The sequence below is a fragment of the Ramlibacter algicola genome (assembly GCF_016641735.1).
Classification (GTDB): Bacteria; Pseudomonadota; Gammaproteobacteria; order Burkholderiales; family Burkholderiaceae_C; genus Ramlibacter; species Ramlibacter algicola.
Genome location: NZ_JAEDAO010000001.1, coordinates 2,779,334 through 2,802,657, shown reverse-complemented (window position 1 = coordinate 2,802,657; position 23,324 = coordinate 2,779,334). Strand labels below are relative to the sequence as shown.

Annotated in this window: 24 protein-coding genes; 22 read left to right on the top strand and 2 right to left on the bottom strand. The window is 68.9% G+C overall.

The annotated features are described in order from the left end of the window. The first annotated feature begins 155 nt into the window (after positions 1–155). The 21 genes from rpsB to I8E28_RS13475 all read left to right on the top strand — a co-directional run bounded on the left by rpsB (position 156) and on the right by I8E28_RS13475 (position 21,588). Positions 156–911: a 30S ribosomal protein S2 gene (rpsB, locus tag I8E28_RS13575; protein ID WP_200788586.1), complete on the top strand. Its 756-nt coding sequence runs from the start codon at positions 156–158 to the stop codon at positions 909–911. A 78-nt stretch (positions 912–989) separates the two neighbouring features. Further along, the gene (tsf, locus tag I8E28_RS13570) at positions 990–1,880 is read left to right on the top strand and encodes a translation elongation factor Ts (RefSeq protein WP_200788585.1); all 891 of its coding nucleotides are present in this window, start codon (positions 990–992) and stop codon (positions 1,878–1,880) included. A gap of 84 nt (positions 1,881–1,964) precedes the next feature. Continuing rightward, positions 1,965–2,684, top strand: coding sequence for a UMP kinase (pyrH, locus tag I8E28_RS13565; RefSeq protein WP_200788584.1), 720 nt, complete (start codon positions 1,965–1,967; stop codon positions 2,682–2,684). Positions 2,685–2,701: 17 nt separating this feature from the next. Continuing rightward, the gene (gene frr, locus I8E28_RS13560) at positions 2,702–3,265 is read left to right on the top strand and encodes a ribosome recycling factor (protein ID WP_200788583.1); all 564 of its coding nucleotides are present in this window, start codon (positions 2,702–2,704) and stop codon (positions 3,263–3,265) included. A gap of 16 nt (positions 3,266–3,281) precedes the next feature. Then, positions 3,282–3,998: a polyprenyl diphosphate synthase gene (gene uppS / locus I8E28_RS13555; protein WP_200788582.1), complete on the top strand. Its 717-nt coding sequence runs from the start codon at positions 3,282–3,284 to the stop codon at positions 3,996–3,998. Positions 3,999–4,014: 16 nt separating this feature from the next. Continuing rightward, positions 4,015–4,869: a phosphatidate cytidylyltransferase gene (locus I8E28_RS13550; RefSeq protein ID WP_200788581.1), complete on the top strand. Its 855-nt coding sequence runs from the start codon at positions 4,015–4,017 to the stop codon at positions 4,867–4,869. After that, entirely contained in the window at positions 4,866–6,053 is a 1,188-nt protein-coding gene (gene dxr / locus I8E28_RS13545; RefSeq protein WP_200788580.1) for a 1-deoxy-D-xylulose-5-phosphate reductoisomerase, read from the top strand. The genes I8E28_RS13550 and dxr overlap by 4 nt, the downstream gene beginning before the upstream one ends. Positions 6,054–6,072: 19 nt before the next feature. After that, complete coding sequence (gene rseP, locus I8E28_RS13540) at positions 6,073–7,446, top strand: RIP metalloprotease RseP (protein WP_200788579.1); 1,374 nt, start codon at positions 6,073–6,075, stop codon at positions 7,444–7,446. A gap of 64 nt (positions 7,447–7,510) precedes the next feature. Continuing rightward, positions 7,511–9,805, top strand: coding sequence for an outer membrane protein assembly factor BamA (bamA, locus tag I8E28_RS13535; RefSeq protein WP_200788578.1), 2,295 nt, complete (start codon positions 7,511–7,513; stop codon positions 9,803–9,805). Then, on the top strand, positions 9,805–10,314 hold the full coding sequence (locus tag I8E28_RS13530; RefSeq protein WP_200788577.1) for an OmpH/Skp family outer membrane protein: 510 nt from the start codon (positions 9,805–9,807) through the stop codon (positions 10,312–10,314). The genes bamA and I8E28_RS13530 overlap by 1 nt, the downstream gene beginning before the upstream one ends. Before the next feature lie 7 nt (positions 10,315–10,321). After that, positions 10,322–11,290 carry a UDP-3-O-(3-hydroxymyristoyl)glucosamine N-acyltransferase gene (gene lpxD / locus I8E28_RS13525; RefSeq protein WP_200788576.1) on the top strand — a complete coding sequence of 323 codons (969 nt, stop codon included), beginning with the start codon at positions 10,322–10,324 and terminating at the stop codon, positions 11,288–11,290. Next, positions 11,290–11,730 (top strand): 3-hydroxyacyl-ACP dehydratase FabZ, encoded by a 441-nt coding sequence (gene fabZ, locus I8E28_RS13520; protein WP_200788575.1) that lies wholly within the window; start codon positions 11,290–11,292, stop codon positions 11,728–11,730. The genes lpxD and fabZ overlap by 1 nt, the downstream gene beginning before the upstream one ends. A gap of 14 nt (positions 11,731–11,744) precedes the next feature. Continuing rightward, positions 11,745–12,533, top strand: a complete 789-nt coding sequence (lpxA, locus tag I8E28_RS13515) for an acyl-ACP--UDP-N-acetylglucosamine O-acyltransferase (protein ID WP_200788574.1) — start codon at positions 11,745–11,747, stop codon at positions 12,531–12,533. Between the two features lie 2 nt (positions 12,534–12,535). Next, positions 12,536–13,681 (top strand): lipid-A-disaccharide synthase, encoded by a 1,146-nt coding sequence (gene lpxB / locus I8E28_RS13510; protein WP_200788573.1) that lies wholly within the window; start codon positions 12,536–12,538, stop codon positions 13,679–13,681. Beyond that, positions 13,653–14,309, top strand: a complete 657-nt coding sequence (rnhB, locus tag I8E28_RS13505; protein ID WP_200788572.1) for a ribonuclease HII — start codon at positions 13,653–13,655, stop codon at positions 14,307–14,309. Before lpxB ends, rnhB begins: the two co-directional genes overlap by 29 nt. Then, positions 14,306–15,064: a TrmH family RNA methyltransferase gene (locus tag I8E28_RS13500; RefSeq protein ID WP_200788571.1), complete on the top strand. Its 759-nt coding sequence runs from the start codon at positions 14,306–14,308 to the stop codon at positions 15,062–15,064. Before rnhB ends, I8E28_RS13500 begins: the two co-directional genes overlap by 4 nt. Positions 15,065–15,228: 164 nt before the next feature. Continuing rightward, positions 15,229–16,398 (top strand): glutamine-hydrolyzing carbamoyl-phosphate synthase small subunit, encoded by a 1,170-nt coding sequence (carA, locus tag I8E28_RS13495; RefSeq protein WP_200788570.1) that lies wholly within the window; start codon positions 15,229–15,231, stop codon positions 16,396–16,398. 3 nt (positions 16,399–16,401) lie between these two features. Then, positions 16,402–19,653, top strand: coding sequence for a carbamoyl-phosphate synthase large subunit (carB, locus tag I8E28_RS13490; protein WP_200788569.1), 3,252 nt, complete (start codon positions 16,402–16,404; stop codon positions 19,651–19,653). A gap of 4 nt (positions 19,654–19,657) precedes the next feature. Then, entirely contained in the window at positions 19,658–20,548 is an 891-nt protein-coding gene (locus I8E28_RS13485; RefSeq protein ID WP_200788568.1) for a Kdo hydroxylase KdoO, read from the top strand. A gap of 95 nt (positions 20,549–20,643) precedes the next feature. Further along, complete coding sequence (gene greA / locus I8E28_RS13480) at positions 20,644–21,120, top strand: transcription elongation factor GreA (protein ID WP_200788567.1); 477 nt, start codon at positions 20,644–20,646, stop codon at positions 21,118–21,120. 3 nt (positions 21,121–21,123) lie between these two features. After that, complete coding sequence (locus I8E28_RS13475) at positions 21,124–21,588, top strand: DUF4149 domain-containing protein (protein ID WP_200788566.1); 465 nt, start codon at positions 21,124–21,126, stop codon at positions 21,586–21,588. 13 nt (positions 21,589–21,601) lie between these two features. Here I8E28_RS13475 and I8E28_RS13470 read toward each other — a convergent pair whose 3' ends face one another. Both I8E28_RS13470 and I8E28_RS13465 read right to left on the bottom strand, forming a co-directional pair. Next, on the bottom strand, positions 21,602–22,075 hold the full coding sequence (locus I8E28_RS13470) for a YhbY family RNA-binding protein (RefSeq protein WP_200788565.1): 474 nt from the start codon (positions 22,073–22,075) through the stop codon (positions 21,602–21,604). Positions 22,076–22,111: 36 nt separating this feature from the next. Next, a complete protein-coding gene (locus tag I8E28_RS13465) occupies positions 22,112–22,495 on the bottom strand; it encodes a hypothetical protein (RefSeq protein ID WP_200788564.1) in 384 nt (127 codons plus the stop codon). Positions 22,496–22,656: 161 nt separating this feature from the next. On the opposite strand from I8E28_RS13465, the gene I8E28_RS13460 reads away from it, so the two are divergent. Further along, positions 22,657–23,319, top strand: coding sequence for an RlmE family RNA methyltransferase (locus I8E28_RS13460; protein ID WP_200788563.1), 663 nt, complete (start codon positions 22,657–22,659; stop codon positions 23,317–23,319). Positions 23,320–23,324 lie beyond the last annotated feature (5 nt).

The window sequence follows — 23,324 nt, the reverse complement described above, 5'->3', positions numbered from 1 at the left end:
ATCGTCGGGTTTTGCAGGGCTTGCGGCGCATGGTGCGTGGCAGGCGCGACCTGCAGGACCAACTCGCGAATCCGTGCCTTCCGGGTGTTGCGTCGGCCCCAGCGGCCCACGTGATGTCGGCGCGGATTCTAGACCCAACCCCAGGAAGAAAACCCATGGCAGTCTCCATGCGCGAAATGCTGGAAGCCGGTGTCCATTTCGGCCACCAGACCCGCTTCTGGAACCCCAAGATGGCGCAGTACATCTTCGGTTCCCGCAACAAGATCCACATCATCAACCTGGAAAAGACGCTGCCCGCGTTCCAGGAAGCCCAGAAGTTCGTCAAGCAGCTGGCCGCCAACCGCGGCACGATCCTGATGGTCGGCACCAAGCGCCAGGCCCGCGAGATCGTGTCGGGCGAAGCCCGCCGCGCCGGCGTGCCCTTCGTCGACCAGCGCTGGCTGGGCGGCATGCTGACCAACTTCAAGACGGTCAAGACCTCCATCAAGCGCCTGAAGGACATGAAGGCGCAGCAGGAAGGCGGCCTCGAGTCCATGAGCAAGAAGGAACAGCTGATGTTCCAGCGCGAGATGGACAAGCTCGAGAAGGACATCGGCGGCATCCAGGACATGAACACGCTGCCCGACGCCATCTTCGTGATCGACGTGGGCTTCCACAAGATCGCGGTGTCCGAAGCCAAGAAGCTGGGCATCCCGCTGGTGGGCGTGGTCGACTCCAACCACTCGCCCGAGGGCATCGACTACGTGATCCCGGGCAATGACGACTCGGCCAAGGCCGTGCAGCTGTACGCGCGCGGCATCGCCGACGCGGTGCTCGAGGGCCGTGCCGCCGCCGTCAACGACACCGTCCGCGCGGCCTCGTCGGCCGGCAGCGACGAGTTCGTCGAAGTCCAGGAAGGCGCCGGCGCCTGACGCCCGTCCCGCATCTGCGCGGAAGGGGCTCTCGGGCCCCTTTTGTCCGTCCGTACCACTGAATTCCAGGAGAAGAACATGGCAGCAATCACCGCAAGCATGGTCGCCGAACTGCGCGCCAAGACCGACGCCCCGATGATGGAGTGCAAGAAGGCGCTCACCGAGGCCGAGGGCAACATGGACAAGGCGGAGGAGATCCTGCGCGTCAAGCTGGGCAACAAGGCCGGCAAGGCCGCCGCCCGCATCACCGCCGAAGGCGTGGTCGCCGCGTCCATCTCCGGCACCACGGGCGCGCTGCTCGAGGTCAACTGCGAGACCGACTTCGTCACCAAGAACGACAGCTTCCTCGCGATGGCCAAGGCCGCCGCCGACCTGGTCGCCAAGCACGACCCGGCCGACGTCGCCGCGCTGGGCGCGCTGCCCTACAGCCAGGACAGCTTCGGCCCCACGCTGGAAGACGTGCGCAAGGGCCTGATCGGCAAGATCGGCGAGAACATGAGCTTCCGCCGCTTCAAGCGCTTCGCCGGCTCGAACAAGCTGGCCGCGTACCTGCACGGCACGCGCATCGGCGTGGTCGTCGAGTACGAGGGTGACGAAGTGGCCGCCAAGGACGTCGCGATGCACGTCGCCGCGATGAAGCCCGTGGCCCTGGCCAGCTCGGACGTTCCCGCGGAACTGATCGAGAAGGAACGCAGCGTCGCCACCGCCAAGGCCGCCGAATCCGGCAAGCCGGCGGACATCGCCGCGAAGATGATCGAAGGCTCGGTGCAGAAGTACCTCAAGGAGGTCTCGCTGTTCAACCAGCCCTTCGTGAAGAACGACAAGCAGACCGTGGAGCAGATGCTCAAGGCCGCGAACACCACCGTGAAGGGCTTCACCCTGTACGTGGTCGGCGAGGGCATCGAGAAGCGCCAGGACGACTTCGCCGCCGAAGTGGCCGCCCAGGTGGCCGCCGCCAAGGGCGCCTGACGCGGGCTTGTCCCACCCCCGGGTGATCCCCGGGGCCACCTGCCGCCGCTACACTCGACCGACCCAGAACAGGAGACCCTCCGCATGCCCTCATCGCCCGCCCACAAGCGCATCCTGCTGAAGCTGTCCGGCGAGGCGCTGATGGGTGACGATGCGTTCGGCATCAACCGCGCGACGATCGTGCGGATGGTGGAGGAAATCGCGGAGGTCGTGAACAGCGGCGTGCAGGTCGCCGTCGTCATCGGCGGCGGCAACATCTTCCGCGGCGTGGCGGGCGGCTCGGTCGGCATGGACCGCGCGACCGCCGACTACATGGGGATGCTGGCCACCGTGATGAACGCGCTGGCCCTGGCCGACACCATGAACAAGCAGGGCCTGGTGGCCCGCGTGATGTCCGCCATCGCGATCGAGCAGGTCGTCGAGCCGTACGTGCGCCCGAAGGCGCTGCAGTACCTCGAGGAAGGCAAGGTCGTCATCTTCGCCGCGGGCACCGGCAACCCCTTCTTCACCACCGACACCGCCGCGGCGCTGCGCGGGGCCGAGATCGGCGCCGAGCTCGTGCTCAAGGCCACCAAGGTGGACGGCGTCTACAGCGCGGACCCGAAGAAGGACCCTTCCGCCACGCGCTACGGCAAGATCACTTTCGACGACGCGATGGCGCAGAACCTCGGCATCATGGATGCCACCGCCTTCGCGCTGTGCCGCGACCAGAAGCTGCCGATCAAGGTGTTCTCGATCTTCAAGCACGGCGCGTTGCGCCGCGTCGTGATGGGCGAGGACGAAGGCACGCTGGTCTACGCCTGAGGGACGAGGAGCAAGCCATGAGCACCATCGCCGAGATCAAGAAGACCATGGAAGGCAAGATGGACCAGTCCATCGCCGCCTTCAAGAACAACCTCACCAAGATCCGCACCGGGCGCGCCAGCCCCGGCCTGCTGGACACCGTGCAGGTCGATTACTACGGCTCCATGATGCCGATCAGCCAGGTGGCCAACGTGTCGATCCTGGACGCCCGCACGCTGTCCGTGCAGCCCTGGGAGAAGGGCATGGGCGCCAAGATCGAGAAGGCCATCCGCGAGAGCGACCTGGGCCTGAACCCCGCGTCCATGGGCGACCTGATCCGCGTGCCGATGCCTCCCATGAGCGAGGAGCGGCGCAAGGAGATGACCAAGATCGTCCGCCACGAAGGCGAGGCGGCCAAGGTCGCCGTGCGCAACCTGCGCCGTGATGCCAACGACCACGTGAAGAAGCTCGTCAAGGACAAGGCCGCTTCGGAAGACGACCAGAAGCGCGCCGAGGCCGACATCCAGAAGGTCACCGACCGGCACATCGCCGAGATCGACAGGATGGTCGAGTCCAAGGAGCAGGAGATCCTGGCGGTCTGAGGCCGCCGGCGCGCGCATGGGCACGATCCCGCACCACATCGCCATCGTCATGGATGGCAACGGCCGCTGGGCGACGCGGCGCTTCCTGCCGCGCGTGGCCGGCCACAAGAAGGGCGTCGACGCCCTGCGCGCCTGCGTCCGCCACTGCGGCGAGCGTGGCGTCAAGGTGCTGACGGTGTTCGCGTTCTCGTCCGAGAACTGGAACCGGCCGCCGGAGGAAGTCTCCGGCCTGATGGAACTGCTGGCCGTCGCGCTCGCCCGCGAGGTGCCGGCGCTCAAGGCGGAGGGCGTGCGCATCCAGTTCGTCGGCGACCGGTCCGCGCTGTCCGAGAAGGTGCGCGCCGGCCTGGCGCAGGCCGAAACCGCCACCGCCGCCAACACGCGCCTGCAGTTCAACATCTGCTTCAACTACGGTGGCCGCTGGGACATCGCGCAGGCCGCCGCCAAGCTCGCCGCGCGTGGCGAGCCGATCACCGAAAAGGCGCTTGACGGCGAGATGGCATTGGCGCACGTGCCCGACCCCGACCTGCTGATCCGCACCGGCGGCGAGAAGCGCATCAGCAACTTCCTGCTCTGGCAGGCCGCCTACTCGGAACTGTTCTTCAGCGACAAGCTGTGGCCCGAGTTCGACGCCGCCGCGCTGGACGAGGCCATCGCCGATTTCGGGCAGCGCGAGCGCCGCTTCGGCAAGACCTCGCAGCAGGTCGGCTCGCCCGCCAAGAAGGCCGCCTGATCCCGCGCGGATTCGCATGCTGAAGCAGCGCGTCATCACGGCCGTCGTGCTGCTGGCCATCCTGCTGCCGGCGCTGTTCTGGCGCACGCCGCAGCCCTTCATCGCGCTCGCGCTGGTCCTCATCGCCGCCGCCGCGTGGGAGTTCGCCACGCTCAACAACTGCCGTCCCGTCGCCGCGGTCTCCGTCGGCGGGCTGTGCGTCGCGCTGTGCGGCGTCGCCTGGGCGCTGGGCTGGACCGAGCGCGAGCTGCCGTGGGTCTGGCTGGTGGGCGGCATCGGCTGGGCGCTCGCCGGGCCGCTGCTGCTGCGTGTCGGCGTCGAAGGCTGGCCGCGCGTGCCGCGCCGCCTGCGCCTGGCCGCCGGCGTGCTCGCGCTGTGGCTCGCGTGGCTCGCGGTGGCGCAGGCGCGCACCGTCGGCGTCAACTTCCTGCTGTCGGTGCTGGTGCTCGTGTGGGTCGCCGACATCGGCGCCTATTTCGCCGGGCGGGCGTTCGGGCTGAAATTCACCAAGGGCAAGCTCGCGCCGTCCATCAGCCCCGGCAAGAGCTGGGAAGGCGTGTGGGGCGGGGCGCTCGGCGTCGTGATCCTCGCGCTCGCCTGGATCGCGGCCGATCGCTACTCGGGCACGTTCGTGCCCAGCCTCTATTCGCGCCTCGCGCACACCGGCTGGTGGTTCCTGCTGCCCTCGCTGCTGTTCCTCACCGGCATGAGCGTCGTCGGCGACCTGGTCGAATCGCTCGTCAAGCGCAGCGCCGGCGCGAAGGACTCCAGCCAGCTGCTGCCCGGGCACGGCGGCGTGCTCGATCGCATCGACGCATTGCTGCCGACGCTGCCGCTGGCGATGCTGCTGGCCTCGCTGGCCAACCGATGATGCAGCGCGTCGCCATCCTCGGATCGACCGGCTCCATCGGCGCCAACACGCTGGACGTGATCGCGCGCCACCCGGACCGCTTCGAAGTCACCGTGCTCAGCGCCGGCTCGCGCGTCGAGCCGCTGCTGGCGCAGGTGGCGCGGTTCAAGCCGCGCTTCGCGGTCATGGCCGACGCGGCCGCCGCCGATTCGCTGGCCGAACGCGTCGCCGCGGAAGGCCTGCCCACGCGCGTGCTCTCGGGTGACGCGGCGCTCGACGACCTGGTCGCGGGCGAGCGCGTCGACACCGTGATGGCCGCCATCGTCGGTGCGGCGGGCCTGTCTTCGTGCCTCGCCGCCGCACGCGCGGGCAAGCGCCTGTTGCTGGCCAACAAGGAAGCCCTGGTCGTCGGTGGCGACGTGTTCCTGCAGGCGGTGCAGGAGGGCGGCGCGCGCCTGCTGCCGATCGACAGCGAGCATTCGGCCATCTTCCAGTCGCTGCCCGAAGACCCCGCCTCCTGGCCCCACCGCGTCGACCGCATCATCCTCACGGCGTCCGGCGGGCCGTTCCGCGAGCGTGATCCGCAGTCGCTGCGCGACGTGACGCCGGAGCAGGCCTGCGCGCACCCGAACTGGGTCATGGGCCGCAAGATCTCGGTCGACTCGGCGACCATGATGAACAAGGCGCTGGAAGTGATCGAGGCGCGCTACCTGTTCGGCTTGCCGCCCGACCGCCTGGACGTCGTCATCCATCCGCAGAGCGTGATCCACTCGATGGTGCAGTACCGCGACCACTCGGTGGTGGCCCAGCTCGGCACTCCGGACATGCGCGTGCCGATCGCCTACGGCCTCGCGTGGCCCGAGCGCATCCCCTCCGGCGCGGCCGCCCTGGACTTCTCGCAACTCGCCGCGATGAGCTTCGAGTCGCTCGACAGCAAGGGGCACCGCGAACGCTTCCCCGGATTGCAGCTGGCCTGGGACGCGCTGCGCGCGCCCTCGGGCACGACGGCGGTCCTGAACGCGGCCAACGAAGAGGCGGTGGCCGCCTTCCTCGACCGGCGCATCCGCTTCGACCACATCCACCGCGTGAACGTCGAAACTTTGGACGCGGTGGTTCCCTCCAAGCCTCAGGCGCTGGCGGACCTGCTGGCGCTGGACGCCAGCGCGCGGCGCACCGCCCGCGACCGCATCGCACGGCTCCATTGACCCCTGCACGGGAGGCAGCATGCTCGTGATTCCCGCCTTCATCGTCGCGCTCGGCGTGCTGATCGCCATCCATGAATGGGGCCACTACCGCGTCGCGGTCGCCTGCGGCGTCAAGGTGCTGCGCTTCTCGGTCGGCTTCGGCAAGCCGCTGCGCAGCTGGAAGCCGCGCCGCCAGCGGCCGGGGCAGGACACCGAATTCGTCATCGGCGCCATCCCGCTGGGCGGCTACGTGCGCATGCTGGACGAGCGCGAGGGGCCCGTCGCTCCCGAAGAGCGGCATCGCGCCTTCAACACGCAACCGGTCGGCAAGCGGGCGGCCATCGTGGCCGCCGGCCCGCTGGCGAACCTGGTGCTCGCGACGCTGCTGTACGCCGGCCTGAACTGGTGGGGCCAGCAGGAGCCGCAGCCCGTGCTCGGCGCGCCCATCGCCGGCTCCCTGGCGCAAGAAGCCGGCCTCCAGGTCGGCGACCGCGTGCGGGCGGCTTCGTTCGACGGCGAAGAGGCCAGGCCCGTGCGGTCGTTCGAGGAGGTGCGCTGGCTCATCACGCGCGGCGCGCTCGATGGCCATGACGTGCGCCTGCAAGTCGTGGGCGACGGCCGCAGCAGCGCGCGCGACGTGGTGCTGCCGCTGGCGGCCCTGCAACCGCGCGAGGCCGACGCCGCGCTGTTCCGCCGGATCGGCGTGCTGACGCCGTTCTCGCGCCCGGTCATCGGCGAGGTCATCGCCGGCGGCCCCGCCGAGCGCGCCGGCCTGCAGGCCGGCGACCTGGTCCTGCGCGCGGGCGGCACCGAAGTCGGTGACGCGATGCAGCTGCGCGAGTGGATCGCGAAGCAGGGCGCCGACGGCACGCCGGCCGCGGCGACCTGGCGCGTGCAGCGCGAAGGCCGCGTGCTGGACGTCGAGGTGCAGCCGCGGCTGGAAACGGTCGGTGGCCAGCGCATCGCCCGCATCAACGCCGTCGTGGGCGAGATGCCGGCGATGACGACGGTGCGGCACGGGCCGGTCGAAGGCCTGCGGCTCGCGGCGATCAAGACCGGCGAGTATTCGCTGCTGACGCTGCGCATGATGGGCCGCATGGTCCTGGGCCAGGCGTCGCTGAAGAACCTGAGCGGCCCGTTCACGATCGCCGAATACGCGGGCAAGTCGGCGAGCCTGGGCCTGCTGCAATACCTGGGCTTCCTCGCCGCGATCAGCGTGAGCCTCGGCGTCCTGAACCTGCTGCCTCTGCCCGTCTTGGATGGCGGGCACCTGATGTATTATCTTTGGGAGGCAGTGACTGGGCGAAGCATCCCGCAAGTGTGGATGGAGCGGCTGCAGCGCGGCGGAGTGGCGGTGCTGCTGGCGATGATGACCATCGCCATCTTCAACGACGTCACGCGTCTCTTCGGTTGACACACACAACAACTCACGGCCTGGCCGCGGCCGGTCCCGGGCCGGCGGGGACACTTCGGATTCGATGAAAAAACAGTTCTTGCGCATGCGCGCGCGCACCGTGTCGGGCATGGTCGCTGCGGCTTTCGCCGTCAACGCATGGGCGGTCGATCCCTTCACCGTGAGGGACATCCGGATCGAGGGCCTGCAGCGGGTCGAACCCGGGACCGTCTTCGCCTCCATGCCGGTGCGCGTGGGCGACCAGTACAGCGACGAGAAGGGCACGGCGGCCATCCGCTCGCTGTTCGCGCTCGGCCTGTTCAAGGACGTGCGCCTCGAGGTCGCGGGCGACGTGCTGGTGGTGATCGTCGAGGAGCGTCCCTCCATCGCCGAGATCGACTTCGCCGGCCTGAAGGAATTCGACAAGGACTCGCTGCGCAAGGCGCTGCGCGAAGTCGGCCTCGCCGAGGGGCGCCCGTACGACCAGTCGCTGGTCGACCGCGCCGAGCAGGAACTGCGCCGCCAGTACATCGACAAGAGCCTGTACGGCGCCGAGGTGGTGACCACCATGACGCCGGTCGAGCGCAACCGGGTCAACCTCACGTTCACGGTGACCGAGGGCGAGCCCGCGCGCATCAAGGACATCCGCATCGTCGGCAACAAGGCCTTCAGCGAGAGCACGCTTCGCGGCCTGTTCGACCTGGACACCGGCGGCTTCCTGTCCTGGTACACCAAGAGCAACCGCTACTCGCGCACCAAGCTCAACGCCGACCTGGAGTCGCTGCGCTCGTACTACCTGTCGCGCGGCTACCTCGAGTTCCGCATCGACTCGACCCAGGTCTCGATCTCGCCCGACAAGCAGGACATCACCATCACGGTGAACGTCGCCGAGGGCCAGCGCTACGTGGTCACCGGCGTCAAGCTGGAAGGCAACTACCTGGGCAAGGACGACGAGTTCAAGTCGCTGGTGCGCATCGTCCCCGGCGAGGCCTACAACGCCGACCTGGTGACGCAGACCACCAAGGCCTTCACGGACTACTTCGGCACCTTCGGCTACGCGTTCGCGCAGGTCGAGGCGCGCCCGGACATCGACCGCGCCAACAACCGCGTGGCCATCACGCTGGTGGCCGACCCGTCGCGCCGCGCCTACGTGCGCAAGGTCAACATCGGCGGCAACACGCGCACCCGCGACGAGGTGATCCGCCGCGAGTTCCGCCAGTTCGAGTCGAGCTGGTACGACGGCGACAAGATCAAGCTGTCCAAGGACCGCGTCGACCGCCTGGGCTACTTCAAGGAAGTCAACATCGACACGGTCGACGTGCCCGGCGCGCCGGACCAGGTCGACCTGAATGTCAACATCGCCGAGAAGCCGACCGGCACGCTGCAGCTGTCGGCGGGCTTCTCCAGCGCCGACAAGCTGGCGTTGGGCTTCTCCGTGCGGCAGGAAAACGCGTTCGGCTCCGGCCAGTACCTGGGCCTGGACGTCAACACGAGCAAGTACAACCAGACGTTCGTGTTCAGCAACACGGACCCGTACTTCACCGAGGACGGCATTTCCCGCACGTTCGACCTGTACCACCGCGCGTCCAAGCCGTACGAGAACCAGGGCGGCAACTATTCGCTGTCGACCAGCGGCGCCGGCCTGCGCTTCGGCGTGCCGTTCAGCGAGTTCGACACGGTGTTCTTCGGCCTGAGCGGCGAGCGCACGCAGATCAAGCCGGGCACCAACATGCCGGCGTACTACCTCGAGTACGCCGAGCGCATCGGCTACACCAGCACGCTGCTGCCGTTCACCATCGGCTGGGGCCGCGACACGCGCGACAGCGCGCTCGCGCCCACCCGCGGCCGCATGCAGCGCGCGTCCGGCGAACTGGGCCTGCTGGGCGACGTGCACTACGTCCGGGCCAGCTACCAGTACCAGCAGTTCATCGCGCTGTCCAAGCAGTTCACCCTGGCCTTCAACGGCGAGCTCGGGCTGGGCAAGGCGATCGGCAACAACCCGTACCCGGTGTTCAAGAACTTCTACTCCGGCGGCCTCGGCTCGGTGCGCGGTTTCGAACAGGGCACGCTGGGCCCGCGCGACGTCACCGGTGCCGTCGTCGGCGGCCAGCGCAAGATCACCCTCAACGGCGAGGTGCTGGCCCCGTTCCCGGGCGCCGGCAACGACCGCACGTTGCGGCTGTTCGCCTTCACCGACGCCGGCAACGTCTGGAGCCAGAGCGAGCCGTGGCGCCTGAACGAGCTGCGCGCGTCCTACGGCATCGGCTTCTCCTGGATCTCGCCGGTCGGACCGCTGAGGATCGCCTACGCCAAGCCCTTCCGCAAATTCGAGGGCGATAGAATCCAACCCCTGCAATTCCAGATCGGAACCTCCTTCTGATGAAGTCCCTGAGCCGCTCCGCGGTGGCCGCCCTCCTGGGCGGGCTCGCCCTGTCCATGCCCGCGCTGGCGGAGGATCTCCGCATCGGCTTCGTCAACACCGACCGCGTGTTCCGCGAGGCCCAGACCGCCAAGGCGGCGCAATCCAAGCTCGAGGCGGAGTTCTCCCGCCGCGAGAAGGAAATCAACGACCTCGGCAACACGCTGAAGGCCGCCTCGGACAAATACGAGCGCGAAGCGCCGACGCTGTCCGAGAGCCAGCGCCAGCAGCGCCAGAAGCAGCTGGTCGACCAGGACCGCGAGTTCCAGCGCAAGCGCCGCGAGTTCACCGAGGACCTCAACGCCCGCAAGAACGAGGAACTGCAGCAGGTCCTCGACCGCGCCAACCGCATCGTGCGGCAGGTCGCCGAGCAGGAGAAGTTCGACCTGATCGTGCAGGAAGCGGTCTACATCAACCCCAAGTACGACATCACCGACAAGGTGATCAAGGCGCTGAACGCCGCCAAGTGAGGCCGCCGTGCAGCTGCGCCTGGGCGATCTGGTCGATGCGCTCGGCGGCGAACTCCACGGGTCCCGGGACGCGCTCATCGACGGCCTCGCGCCGCTCGAGCTGGCGACCGCGTCCCAGCTCAGCTTCCTGAGCAACCCCCGTTACCAGCAGCAGCTGGCCGCCAGCGCGGCCGGCTGCGTCATCGTCGGCCCGGCGATGCGTGAAGCCGCACTCGCGCGCGGCGCCGCCATCGTCGCCGACGACCCGTATCTCTATTTCGCCCGCACCACCCAGCTGTGGAAGGCGCGTAGCGCGCCGCCGGCCGGCCCCGCCATCCATCCCACCGCGGTCATCGATGCCGATGCCGTGGTCGATCCGTCGGCGCGCGTCGGCGCGCTGTGCGTGGTCGAGCGCGGCGCCCGCATCGGCCCGGGCACGGTGCTCAAGGCGCGCGTGCACGTGGGCGAGGGCTGCCGCATCGGCGCCCGCTGCGTGCTGCATCCGGGCGTCGTCATCGGCGCCGACGGCTTCGGCTTCGCGCCGCACCAGGGCGCGTGGGTCAAGATCGAGCAGCTGGGCGCCGTCACGATTGGCGACGACGTCGAGATCGGCGCCAACACCTGCATCGACCGAGGCGCGCTCGCCGACACGGTGATCGAGGACGGCGTGAAGCTGGACAACCTGATCCAGGTCGGCCACAACGTGCGCATCGGCCACCACACCGCCATCGCGGGCTGCGTCGGCATCGCGGGCAGCGCCACCATCGGCGCGCACTGCACCATCGGCGGCAGCGCCGGCATCCTGGGCCACCTCACCATCGCCGACCACGTGCACGTCGACTCGTTCACGCTGGTCACGCGCTCCATCCGCAAGCCCGGCCACTACACCGGCGTGTTTCCCATCGACGACAATGCGTCCTGGGAGAAGAACGCCGCGTCGCTCAAGCAGCTGCACGCCTTGCGCGAACGCGTGCGCAACCTCGAGAAGAAATCCTGATGCTCGACATCCACCAGATCCTCAAGCTGCTGCCGCACCGCTACCCGTTCCTGATGGTCGACCGCGTCCTCGCCGTCGAGAAGGACAAGAGCATCCGCGCGATCAAGAACGTCACCATCAACGAACCGTTCTTCACCGGCCACTTCCCGCACCGCCCGGTGATGCCGGGCGTGCTGATGCTCGAGGCGATGGCGCAGGCGGCCGCGCTGCTGTCCTTCGCCAGCCAGGGCGTCACGCCCGACGACAAGACCGTCTACTACTTCGCCGGCATCGACGCCGCGCGCTTCAAGCGCCCGGTCGAACCGGGGGACCAGCTCGTGATGGACGTCGAGGTGCTGCGCCACAAGGCCGGCATCTACAAGTTCAAGGGTGTCACGCGCGTGGGCGACGAGGTCGCCTGCGAGGCCGAGCTGATGTGCACGATGCGCACCATCGCCTGAGCGGAGCCGCCCGCATGGCGCAGATCCACCCGACGGCCCTCGTCGACCCGAAAGCCGAGCTCGACGCCGGCGTCGAGGTGGGGCCGTACACGGTCATCGGCCCGGACGTGAAGGTCGGGGCCGGCACCACCATCGCGGCGCACGTCGTGCTCGAGGGGCACACGACGATCGGGCGCGACAACCGAATCTTCCAGTTCGGCTCCATCGGCGCGGCCAACCAGGACAAGAAGTACAAGGGCGAGCCGACGCAGCTGGTGATCGGCGACCGCAACACCATCCGCGAGTTCGTCACGCTGCACGTCGGCACGGTGCAGGACAAGGCCGTCACCCGCATCGGCAACGACAACTGGATCATGGCGTACACGCACGTCGGCCACGACTGCGTCGTCGGCGACAACGTCACCATGGCCAACAACAGCACGCTGGGCGGCCACGTCGAGATCGGCGACTGGGTGACGATCGGTGGCCTCACCGGCATCCACCAGTTCACCAAGGTCGGCGCGCACGCGATGCTCGGGTTCCAGAGCGCGGTGTCGCAGGACGTCCCGCCGTACATGCTGGTCGACGGCAACCCGCTGGCGGTTCGCGGCGTCAACGTCGTCGGCCTCAAGCGGCGCGGCTTCAGCGATGCCCGCATCGCGGCCGTGCGCAAGATGCACAAGCTGCTGTATCGCGAAGGGCGCACCCTGGACGACGCCAAGGCCGCCATCGGCGCGCTCGCGGGCGAGATGCCGGAAGCCGCCGGGGATGTCGCCCTGATGAGCGCCTTCCTCGCGGCGGCCACGCGCGGCATCGCGCGCTGACCATGGACGGTGCACCGCGCTTCGCGCTGGTCGCGGGCGAGGCATCCGGCGACCTGCTGGCCGGCTTGCTGCTCGGCGGCCTGCGCGGCCGCTGGCCCGGACTGCAATCGGCCGGCATCGGCGGCCCGCGCATGCAGGCGCAGGGCTTCCAGCCATGGTGGCCGCACGAGAAGCTCGCCGTCAGCGGCTACGTCGAGGTGCTGCGCCACTACCGCGAACTGGTGGGCATCCGCCGCCAGCTGCGCGACCGGCTGCTGGCCGACCCGCCGGACCTGTTCATCGGCGTCGATGCGCCCGACTTCAACCTCGACCTCGAATTGCAATTGCGCGACCGCGGCGTTCGCACCGCGCACTTCGTCTGCCCGTCCATCTGGGCGTGGCGCCCCGAGCGCATCGAGAAGATCCGGCGCGCCTGTGGCCACGTGCTGTGCATCTTCCCGTTCGAGCCCGACCTGCTGCGCAGCCACGGCGTGCCGGCCACCTACGTCGGCCATCCGCTGGCCAACGTCATCCCGGCCGAGCCGGACCAGGCGGCGGCGCGCGCCAGCCTCGGGCTCGCGCGCGACGGCGAGGTCGTCGCCATCCTGCCCGGCAGCCGCGCCGCCGAGGTGCAGCGCCTGGCCGGCATCTTCTTCGAAGCCGCGGTGCTGCTGCGCCGCCAGCGGCCGGGCGTGCGGTTCATCGTCCCCGCGATCCCGAGGCTGCGTGCCCGCATCGAAGCGGCGGCCGCGTATGCCGGCCTGGACCCGGACGTGCTCACGATCGTCGACGGCCGCTCGCACGATGTGCTGGCCGCCTGCGATCTCACGCTGATCGCCAGCGGCACGGCCACGCTGGAAGCCGCGCTGTACCAGCGGCCGATGGTGATCTCGTACCGCGTGAACGCGATCACGCATGCGTTGATGCGCCGCAAGCAACTGCAGCCCTGGGTCGGGCTGCCGAACATCCTGTGCGGGGAATTCGTCGTGCCAGAGTTGCTGCAGCACGACGCCACCCCACAAGCACTTGCACGTGCGCTGTTGGATTGGCTCGAGGCTCCGGGCAGAATGGCGGCGGTCCGGACGAGGTTCAGGGCGCTGCACGGCGAGTTGCGGCGCGACACGGCGACATTGGCCACGCATGCGATCGAAGAAGTTATCCAGAGTTGAGCAGGCCCGCCTGGCCTGGGACCCGGTCGGCCTGATGGCCGGCGTCGACGAGGCGGGCCGCGGCCCGCTCGCGGGCCCGGTCGTCGCGGCCGCCGTCATCCTCGACGACACCAAGCGCATCCGCGGCCTCAACGATTCCAAGCAGCTCACCGCGTTGCAGCGCGAGCGCCTGTACGACCAGATCATGGACAAGGCGCTGTGCTGCTCGGTCGCGCAGGCGAGCGTCGAGGAGATCGACCAGCTGAACATCTACCACGCGACGATGCTGGCCATGAAGCGCGCGGTGGAGGGCCTGCGGCTGAAACCCGCCAAGGTGCTGGTCGACGGCAACGCGCTGCCGCGCATCGAGGTGCTGGCCGAAGCCATCGTCGGCGGCGACGCGAAGGTCAAGGCGATTTCCGCCGCGTCCATCCTCGCCAAGGTCCACCGCGACCGGCTGCTGACCGAACTGCACGACCAGTACCCGCAATACGGCTTCGCGTCGCACAAGGGCTACAGCACGCCCGAGCATCTCGAGGCCCTGAAGGTGCACGGCGCCTGCGTGCACCACCGCCGGTTCTTCGCGCCGGTCGCGGCCACCATGACGCTGAACCCGGCCGGCGGCGTCACCGTCACGGTGGTGCAGTGACGTCGCCGCCTGCCGTCGTCCGGTCGGCGGCCAATCCCCAGTACAAGGCGCTGCGCCAGCTGGCGCAGGACAACACGGCCTGGCGAAAGCAGGGCCGCGTCTGGCTCGAGGGCGACCATCTCGCACGCGCGGCGATCGCGCGCGGCGTGGTGCCGGTGTTGGCCGTGCATGCCGAGTCGTGCCCGCGCGCGCTGCGCATTCCCGCGCCCGCGAGTCTCGAACTCGCCGATCCGCTGTTCAACGCGTTGAGCACGCTGGACTCGCCGGCGCGTGTCGGTGCGGTGGTGGCGGTGCCCGTGACATCCGCGCTCGATCCTCTTGCGCCGACCGTCGTCCTCGACCGCGTGCAGGACGCCGGCAACGTCGGTTCCATCCTGCGCAGCGCGGCGGCGTTCGGCTTCCGCCAGGTCGTCGCGCTCAAGGGCAGCGCGTCGCTGTGGTCGCCCAAGGTGCTGCGCGCCGGGATGGGCGCGCATTTCGCGCTCGCGCTGCACGACGGCGCGGAGCAGCAGCTGCTCGACGCGTTGCGGGCGCCGTTGCTCGCGACCAGTTCGCACCAGGGCGGCCTGCTGCACGAGGGCAAGCTGCCGTGGCCCTGCGCCTGGCTGTTCGGCCACGAAGGGCAGGGCGTGTCGCCGGACCTTCTGGCGCGCGCCACGCTGCAGGTGCGCATCGCGCAGCCCGGCGGCGAGGAGTCGCTCAACGTCGCGGCGGCCGCCGCGATCTGCCTGCACGCGAGCGGTGCCGCGCGCTGAGCCATCGAAGAGTTCGGAGCAGCGCCGCAAGCTATAATCAGCGGCTTTCCCGCAAACCGTACGCCTAGCGCCGCCGAAGCTCCTCCCCTGAACAAAAGCAACACCGACGGCACCGGCCTTCGGCTGTGGTTTGGGCGTACCCGATACCGATTTCGGAGAACCCAGTGCTTCTGTCCCCTCAGGGCGATTCCTCCCCCGCCATCCTGGCACTCGCAGACGGCACGGTCTTTGTCGGCACTTCGATCGGGGCCACCGGCTCCACCTGCGGCGAGGTCGTGTTCAACACGGCACTCACCGGCTACCAGGAAATCCTCACCGACCCCAGCTACGAGCGGCAGATCGTCACGCTGACGTACCCGCACATCGGCAACTACGGGGTCAACGCCGAGGACGTCGAAGCCGCCAAGGTCCATGCCGCCGGGCTGATCATCCGCGACCTGCCGCTGGTCGCGTCGAGCTTCCGCGCCGACATGACGCTGTCGCAGTACCTGCAGCGCGAGAACACCGTCGGCATCGCCGACATCGACACCCGCAAGCTCACCCGCCTGCTGCGCACCAAGGGCGCGCAGAACGGCTGCATCGTTGCCCTCGAGCAGGGCAAGGAAGTCACGCCCGCCGTCATCGAGCGCGCGGTGGCCGAGGCGCGCAAGGCGCCAGCGATGGCCGGCCTGGATCTCGCGAAGGACGTGTCGGTCCAGCGCAGCTACGACTGGGACCAGACCGAGTGGAAGCTGGGCAGCGGCTACGGCCAGCTGCACCAGCCGAAGTACCACGTGGTCGCCTTCGACTACGGTGTCAAGAAGAACATCCTGCGCATGCTGGCCGAGCGCGGCTGCAAGGTCACCGTGGTGCCGGCGAAGACGCCCGCCGCGGAAGTGAGGAAGCTGCAGCCCGACGGCGTGTTCCTGTCCAACGGCCCCGGCGACCCGGAGCCGTGCGACTACGCGGTCGACGCGACACGCGAGCTGGTCGAGGACGGCTACCCCACGTTCGGCATCTGCCTGGGCCACCAGATCCTCGCGCTCGCCTCGGGCGCCAAGACGTTCAAGATGAAGTTCGGCCACCACGGCGCGAACCACCCGGTCAAGGACCTGGACAACGGCCGCGTGTCGATCACCAGCCAGAACCACGGCTTCGCGGTGGACGAGAAGACGCTGCCGAAGAACATGCGGGCCACGCACGTCTCGCTGTTCGACGGCACCCTGCAGGGCCTCGAGCGCACCGACAGGCCCGCGTTCTGCTTCCAGGGCCACCCGGAAGCCTCCCCCGGACCCCATGACATCGGCTACTTGTTCGACAAGTTCACCGCGCTGATGGACCAGAAGAAGAAGTAAGCCATGCCCAAGCGCACAGACATCAAGAGCATCCTCATCATCGGCGCGGGCCCGATCATCATCGGCCAGGCCTGCGAGTTCGACTACTCGGGCGTGCAGGCGTGCAAGGCGCTGCGCGAGGAGGGCTACAAGGTCATCCTGATCAACAGCAACCCGGCGACGATCATGACGGACCCGGCCACGGCCGACGTCACCTACATCGAGCCGATCACCTGGCAGACGGTCGAGAAGATCATCGCCAAGGAGAAGCCGGACGCGATCCTGCCCACCATGGGCGGCCAGACGGCGCTGAACTGCGCGCTGGACCTGTGGCGCAACGGCGTGCTGCACAAGTACAAGTGCGAGCTGATCGGCGCGACGCCGGAAGCGATCGACAAGGCCGAGGACCGCCAGAAGTTCAAGGAGGCGATGACGCGCATCGGCCTGGGCTCGGCGCGCTCGGGCATCGCGCACTCGATGGACGAGGCCTGGGCGGTGCAGCGCACCGTCGGTTTCCCCACCGTCATCCGCCCCAGCTTCACGCTGGGCGGCACCGGCGGCGGCATCGCCTACAACGCCGAGGAATTCGAGGTCATCTGCAAGCGCGGCCTGGAAGCGTCGCCCACCAACGAACTCCTGATCGAGGAATCGCTGCTCGGCTGGAAGGAGTTCGAGATGGAAGTGGTCCGCGACAAGGCGGACAACTGCATCATCGTCTGCTCGATCGAGAACCTGGACCCGATGGGCGTGCACACCGGCGACTCGATCACGGTCGCGCCGGCGCAGACGCTCACCGACAAGGAATACCAGCTGATGCGCAACGCGTCGCTGGCGGTGCTGCGCGAGATCGGCGTCGACACCGGCGGCTCGAACGTGCAGTTCTCGATCAACCCGAAGGACGGTCGCATGATCGTCATCGAGATGAACCCGCGCGTGTCGCGCTCGTCGGCGCTGGCCTCCAAGGCCACCGGCTTCCCGATCGCCAAGGTGGCGGCCAAGCTGGCCGTGGGCTACACGCTGGACGAACTGCGCAACGAGATCACCGGCGGCGCGACGCCCGCGAGCTTCGAGCCGTCGATCGACTACGTCGTCACCAAGATCCCGCGCTTCGCGTTCGAGAAGTTTCCGCAGGCCGACTCGCGCCTGACCACGCAGATGAAGTCGGTGGGCGAGGTGATGGCCATGGGCCGCACCTTCCAGGAATCGTTCCAGAAGGCGCTGCGCGGCCTCGAGGTCGGCGTCGACGGCCTGAACGAGAAGACGCAGGACCGCGAAGTGCTGGAGAAGGAGCTGGGCGAGCCCGGCCCCGAGCGCATCTGGTACGTCGGCGACGCGTTCGCGCAAGGGCTGTCGGTCGACGAGGTCTATGACCTGACGAAGATCGACAAGTGGTTCCTGGTGCAGATCGAGGAGATCGTGAAGATCGAACTCGAGCTGGACAAGCTGGCGGCGCAAAAGGGCGAAGGCGCTCTGGCGGCCATCGACGCGAAGACGCTGCGCCTGCTCAAGCGCAAGGGCTTCTCCGACCGCCGCCTGGCCAAGCTGCTCAAGACCAACGACAAGGCCGTGCGCGAGCAGCGCAAGAAGCTGGGCGTGCGCCCGGTCTACAAGCGCGTGGACACCTGCGCCGCCGAATTCGCCACCGATACCGCCTACATGTACTCGACCTACGAGGACGAGTGCGAAGCTGAGCCGACCAACAAGAAGAAGATCATGGTGCTGGGCGGCGGTCCCAACCGCATCGGCCAGGGCATCGAGTTCGACTACTGCTGCGTGCACGCGGCGCTCGCGCTGCGCGAGGACGGGTACGAGACCATCATGGTCAACTGCAACCCGGAAACCGTGTCCACCGACTACGACACCAGCGACCGCCTCTACTTCGAGCCGCTGACGCTCGAGGACGTCCTCGAGATCGTCGACAAGGAAAAGCCCGCCGGCGTGATCGTGCAGTACGGCGGCCAGACCCCGCTGAAGCTCGCGCTGGGCCTGGAAGCCGAAGGCGTGCCGATCGTGGGCACCAGCCCGGACATGATCGATGCCGCGGAAGATCGGGAGCGATTCCAGAAGCTGCTGCAGGACCTGGGCCTGCGCCAGCCGCCGAACGCCACCGCGCGCACCGAAGCCGAAGCGCTGGAGAAAGCGCAGGCGCTGGGCTACCCGCTCGTCGTGCGTCCCTCGTACGTGCTGGGCGGCCGCGCCATGGAGATCGTGCACGAGCAGCGCGACCTGGAGCGCTACATGCGCGAGGCCGTGAAGGTCTCCAACGACTCGCCCGTGCTGCTGGACCGCTTCCTCAACGACGCGATCGAGTGCGACGTCGACTGCCTGTCGGACGGGCAGCGCACCTTCATCGGCGGCGTGATGGAACACATCGAGCAGGCCGGCGTGCACTCGGGCGATTCCGCCTGCTCGCTGCCGCCGTACTCGCTGTCGCAGGGCACGGTCGACGAACTGAAGCGCCAGACCGCCGCGATGGCCAAGGCGCTCAGCGTCGTGGGCCTGATGAACGTGCAGTTCGCGATCCAGGAGAAGGACGGCCAGGACGTCATCTTCGTGCTGGAGGTCAACCCGCGCGCGTCGCGCACCGTGCCCTACGTGAGCAAGGCCACCGGCATCCAGCTGGCCAAGGTCGCCGCGCGCTGCATGGTGGGCCAGTCGCTCGAGCAGCAGGGCATCCGCGAGGAGGTCACGCCGCCTTACTTCAGCGTCAAGGAAGCGGTGTTCCCGTTCGTGAAGTTCCCGGGCGTCGACACCATCCTCGGCCCGGAAATGAAGTCGACCGGCGAGGTGATGGGGGTGGGCAAGACCTTCGGCGAAGCCTTCGTGAAGAGCCAGATCGCCGCCGGCACCAAGCTGCCGCGCCCGGGCGACAAGGTGAAGAAGGTGTTCCTGACGGTGAAGAACGGCGACAAGCCGCGCGCGATCGAAGTCGCGCGCCAGCTGCATGCGCTGGGCTTCGAACTCGCCGCCACCAAGGGCACCGCCGCCGCCATCAGCGCGGCAGGCGTTCCCTGCCAGCCTGTGAACAAGGTCGCCGAAGGACGCCCGCACGTGGTCGACATGCTCAAGAACGAAGAGGTCTGCATGGTGATCAACACGGTCGAGGAGCGCCGCAACGCGATCACCGACTCGCGTGCGATCCGCACCTCGGCGCTGCTGGCCCGCGTCACGACCTTCACCACCATCGCCGGCGCGGAAGCGGCCGTCGAAGGCATGAAGTACATGGACGACCTGGGCGTCAGCTCCATCCAGGAACTGCACGCGCAACTGGCCTGAAGCCATGGACGCGCTGGTCACGCTCGACCTGGACGACTGGTCTGCCGCGCGCAGCGACCCGCGCTGGATCGCAGCAGTCGAGGCAGGCCGGGTCCTGGTCCTGCCGCGGTTGGCGTTCCGGCTCGACGAGGCCGAGCGCGCCCTGATGCGTCCGGAGTTGCTGGCACCCGGCGTGCGCAACATCAGCCTGGACGCGCAAGGGCAGCTCAAGGGCGTGGCCGGCGACGAAGCCGCGCAACGCACCGTGCAGGCCCTGGTGCAGCGCTTCTCACAGCACGCACGCGCCCTGGTCCGCGGCCTGTTCCCCGCGTACGACGCGCACCTGCGCGCCGCGCCGACCAGCCTGCGGCCGGCGCAGGTCGAGACCCGCAAGCAGTCCGTGCGAGCCGACGACCGCCGCCTGCACGTCGACGCGTTCCCTTCGCGGCCGAACTACGGCGAGCGCATCCTGCGCGTGTTCACCAACATCAACCCGCAGGGCGCGCCGCGCACCTGGCGCGTCGGCGAGCCCTTCGAGGACATGGCCCGCCGCTACCTGCCCAGGGCCAAGCCGTATTCGCCCCTGCAGGCGAAGCTGCTGGACGCGGTCGGCGTCACCAAGTCGCTGCGCAGCGAGTACGACCACCTGATGCTGCAGCTGCACGACCTGCTGAAGATGGACGACGCGTACCAGCGCGAAGCGCCGCAGCAGCGGGTCGACTTCCCGGCCGGTTGCTCGTGGGTCTGCTTTTCCGACCACACGCTGCATGCCGCCATGGGGGGCCAGTTCATGATGGAGCAGACCTTCCACCTGCCCGTCGCGGCGCAGTACGAGCCGGCGGCGAGCCCGCTGGGCATCCTGACCCGGCTCCAGGGCCGCCCCCTGCAAGGCGCGCCGCTGCCCTCGCGCCCCTGAACCGCCGCGCCAGCGCGCTTCGGTATCATTGCCCCAGATGGACACCGCCGGTCGGCAACGGTCGGCGGTTTTCCTTTGCATCACGAGAAACACACATGGCGACCATTCCCATCACCAAGCGCGGCATCGAGAAACTGAAGGCCGAGCTGCACGAGCTCAAGACCGTCCAGCGTCCGGCCGTGATCCAGGCCATCGCCGAGGCGCGCGCCCAGGGTGACCTGTCGGAGAACGCCGAGTACGACGCCGCCAAGGACCGCCAGGGCTTCATCGAAGGCCGCATCCGCGAACTCGAAGGCAAGCTGGCCGCGGCCCAGGTCATCGACCCGACCGGGCTGGACGCCGGCGGCAAGGTCGTGTTCGGCGCCACCGTCGACCTCGAGGAAGAGGATTCGGGCGACGCCGTCACCTACCAGATCGTCGGCGAGGACGAGGCCGACCTGAAGCAGGGCCTGATCAACATCTCCAGCCCGATCGCCCGTGCGCTGATCGGCAAGGAGGAGGGCGACACCGCCGAAGTGCAGGCCCCGGGCGGCACCAAGCGCTACGAGATCGTCGCTGTCCACTACCGCTGAGCCATGGGCTGGCGGCACCGCGTCCCGGTTCTCGCCGCCGCGCTCTGGTGGGGCGGGCTGACCGCCATCGGCGCGCTCGCCGTCCCGCTGCTGTTCGCCACCTTGCCTTCACCGGCGCTCGCCGGCCAGGCTGCCGCGCGCCTGTTCTCGGCGCAGGCATGGGTAGGCCTCGCCTGCGGACTCGTGCTGCTCGTCGCATCGCGCGACTCGACGTCGCGCATGGAGTGGGCGGGGGGCGCGCTGGCCTTCGTGCTCGCCGGCATGCTGCTGGCGCTGCTGGGCGAGTTCGCGGTGGCACCGCGCATCGTCGCGCGCGAGAACCTGCGCCTGTGGCACACGGTCGGCACGGCGCTCTACGCGCTGCAGTGGGCCTGCGCGCTGGTGGTGTTGTGGAGAGTGGCCGGCTCCGCGAAGCGCGACGGCCATCCCGGCGAAAGCCGGGATCTCGACGATCAGGCAGGGCGCTGATCGCCGCCGGCGATCAGTCCAGCCGGCCCTTCTTGACCGACTTCTGCTTGGGCTTGGCGCGCTTGACCTGGCCGCCGGGGGTCAGGCGCTGGTTGCCCAGCACGCGCACGCTTCGCACCTCCGGCCGCTGGCCGCCGCGCTTGCTGTACTTCAGGACCTTGAAGTCCTTCGGGCCCGGCTTGCGGTCCTCGTCGGCTTCCTTGATCTTCTCCGGCTTCGGCCGCCACAGCACCAGCAGCTTGCCGATGTGCTGGATCGGCGCGGCGTTCAGCTGGTCGCACAGCTGCTGGTAGACCGCCTCGCGCGCTTCGCGGTCGTCGCCGAGCACGCGCACCTTGATCAGGCCGTGGGCATTGAGCGCGGCTTCGGTTTCCTTGACGACGGAAGGCGTGAGGCCCTCGTTGCCGACCATCACCACGGGGTCGAGGTGGTGGGCTTCGGCGCGGTGCGCCTTGCGTTCGGCGATGGACAGTTCGAGGGCAGGCATGCGCGCATTATCCCCGCGATAGCGGGCGCGACGTTTTCAGCGCAGCGGCCGGAACAGGATCGCGCGCAGCCAGTCGGCCTTCGGCTTCTGCGGCTGCATCCCGCGCCGCACCAGGCTGCGGCGGATCGCGCGCAGCTGGCCATGGATGTCATGGCGGACCTGGGCGAGCTGCCGCAGGTCCTGCTCGGCGGCGGTCGCTTGCGCGAGCCGTTCGATGATGGCGTTGGCCGCCCAGTGGGAGTGCACCAGGCGCCGGGCCAGCGATTCGAACGCGGGTGCCGCCGAGAGGCTGTCGTACAGCCCGGTGAAGGCGTCGCATCGCAGGGGCACGACGCGGCCGGTGCCGGGTGCGAGGCACGCCACGTGGAGGTGTTCCTCGTACTGCTCGATCTGGCGGAGGACGGAAGTGCAGTCCTGCATGCAAGCAAGGTATCCGGTCCTGGTGTGCGGTGGCATGCGAACACGGCGCGCCCGTGGGTCGGACTGCGGGCGAATGGCTTAGTCTGCCCACGCGGTGCGGTCGTGCTGGCCGCCTCCGACACGCAAGGGAAGTTTTCACGCCCGGCGACAATGGGGGCTGCATGAAAGTCAAGACGAAAAGCAAGAAGGTCAACAAGTCCTGGTTGAACGACCACGTCAACGACCCCTGGGTGAAGCTGGCGCAGAAGGAGGGCTTCCGGGCCCGCGCGGCGTACAAGCTCAAGGAGATCGACGAGGCGTTCGGCCTGATCCGCCCCGGGCACGTGGTCGTCGACCTCGGCTCGGCGCCTGGCGCGTGGAGCCAGTACGTCCGCCGCAAGCTGTCGCCCGAGGGCGCCGCCGTGGGCGCGCTGGACGGCACCATCGTGGCGCTGGACCTGCTGCCGATGGAGCCCGTCGAGGGCGTCACCTTCCTGCAGGGCGACTTCCGCGAGGACGCCATGCTCGCCCGGCTGGAGGAGGTGCTCGGCGGCCGCAAGGTGGACGTCGTGGTCTCGGACATGGCGCCCAACCTGTCGGGCATCGCGTCGGCCGACGCCGCCCGCATCAGCGACCTGGTGGAGCTGGCCGTCGATTTCGCCACCCGGCACCTCAAGCCCGACGGCGCCCTGGTCGCCAAGGTGTTCCACGGCAGCGGCTACAGCCAGCTGGCGCACCTGTTCAAGGAAACTTTCCGGGTCGCCAAGCCTCACAAACCCAAGGCGTCGCGGGACAAGTCGTCGGAGACCTTCCTCGTCGGCGTAGGCCTGAAGCGCACCGGTTGAAACCT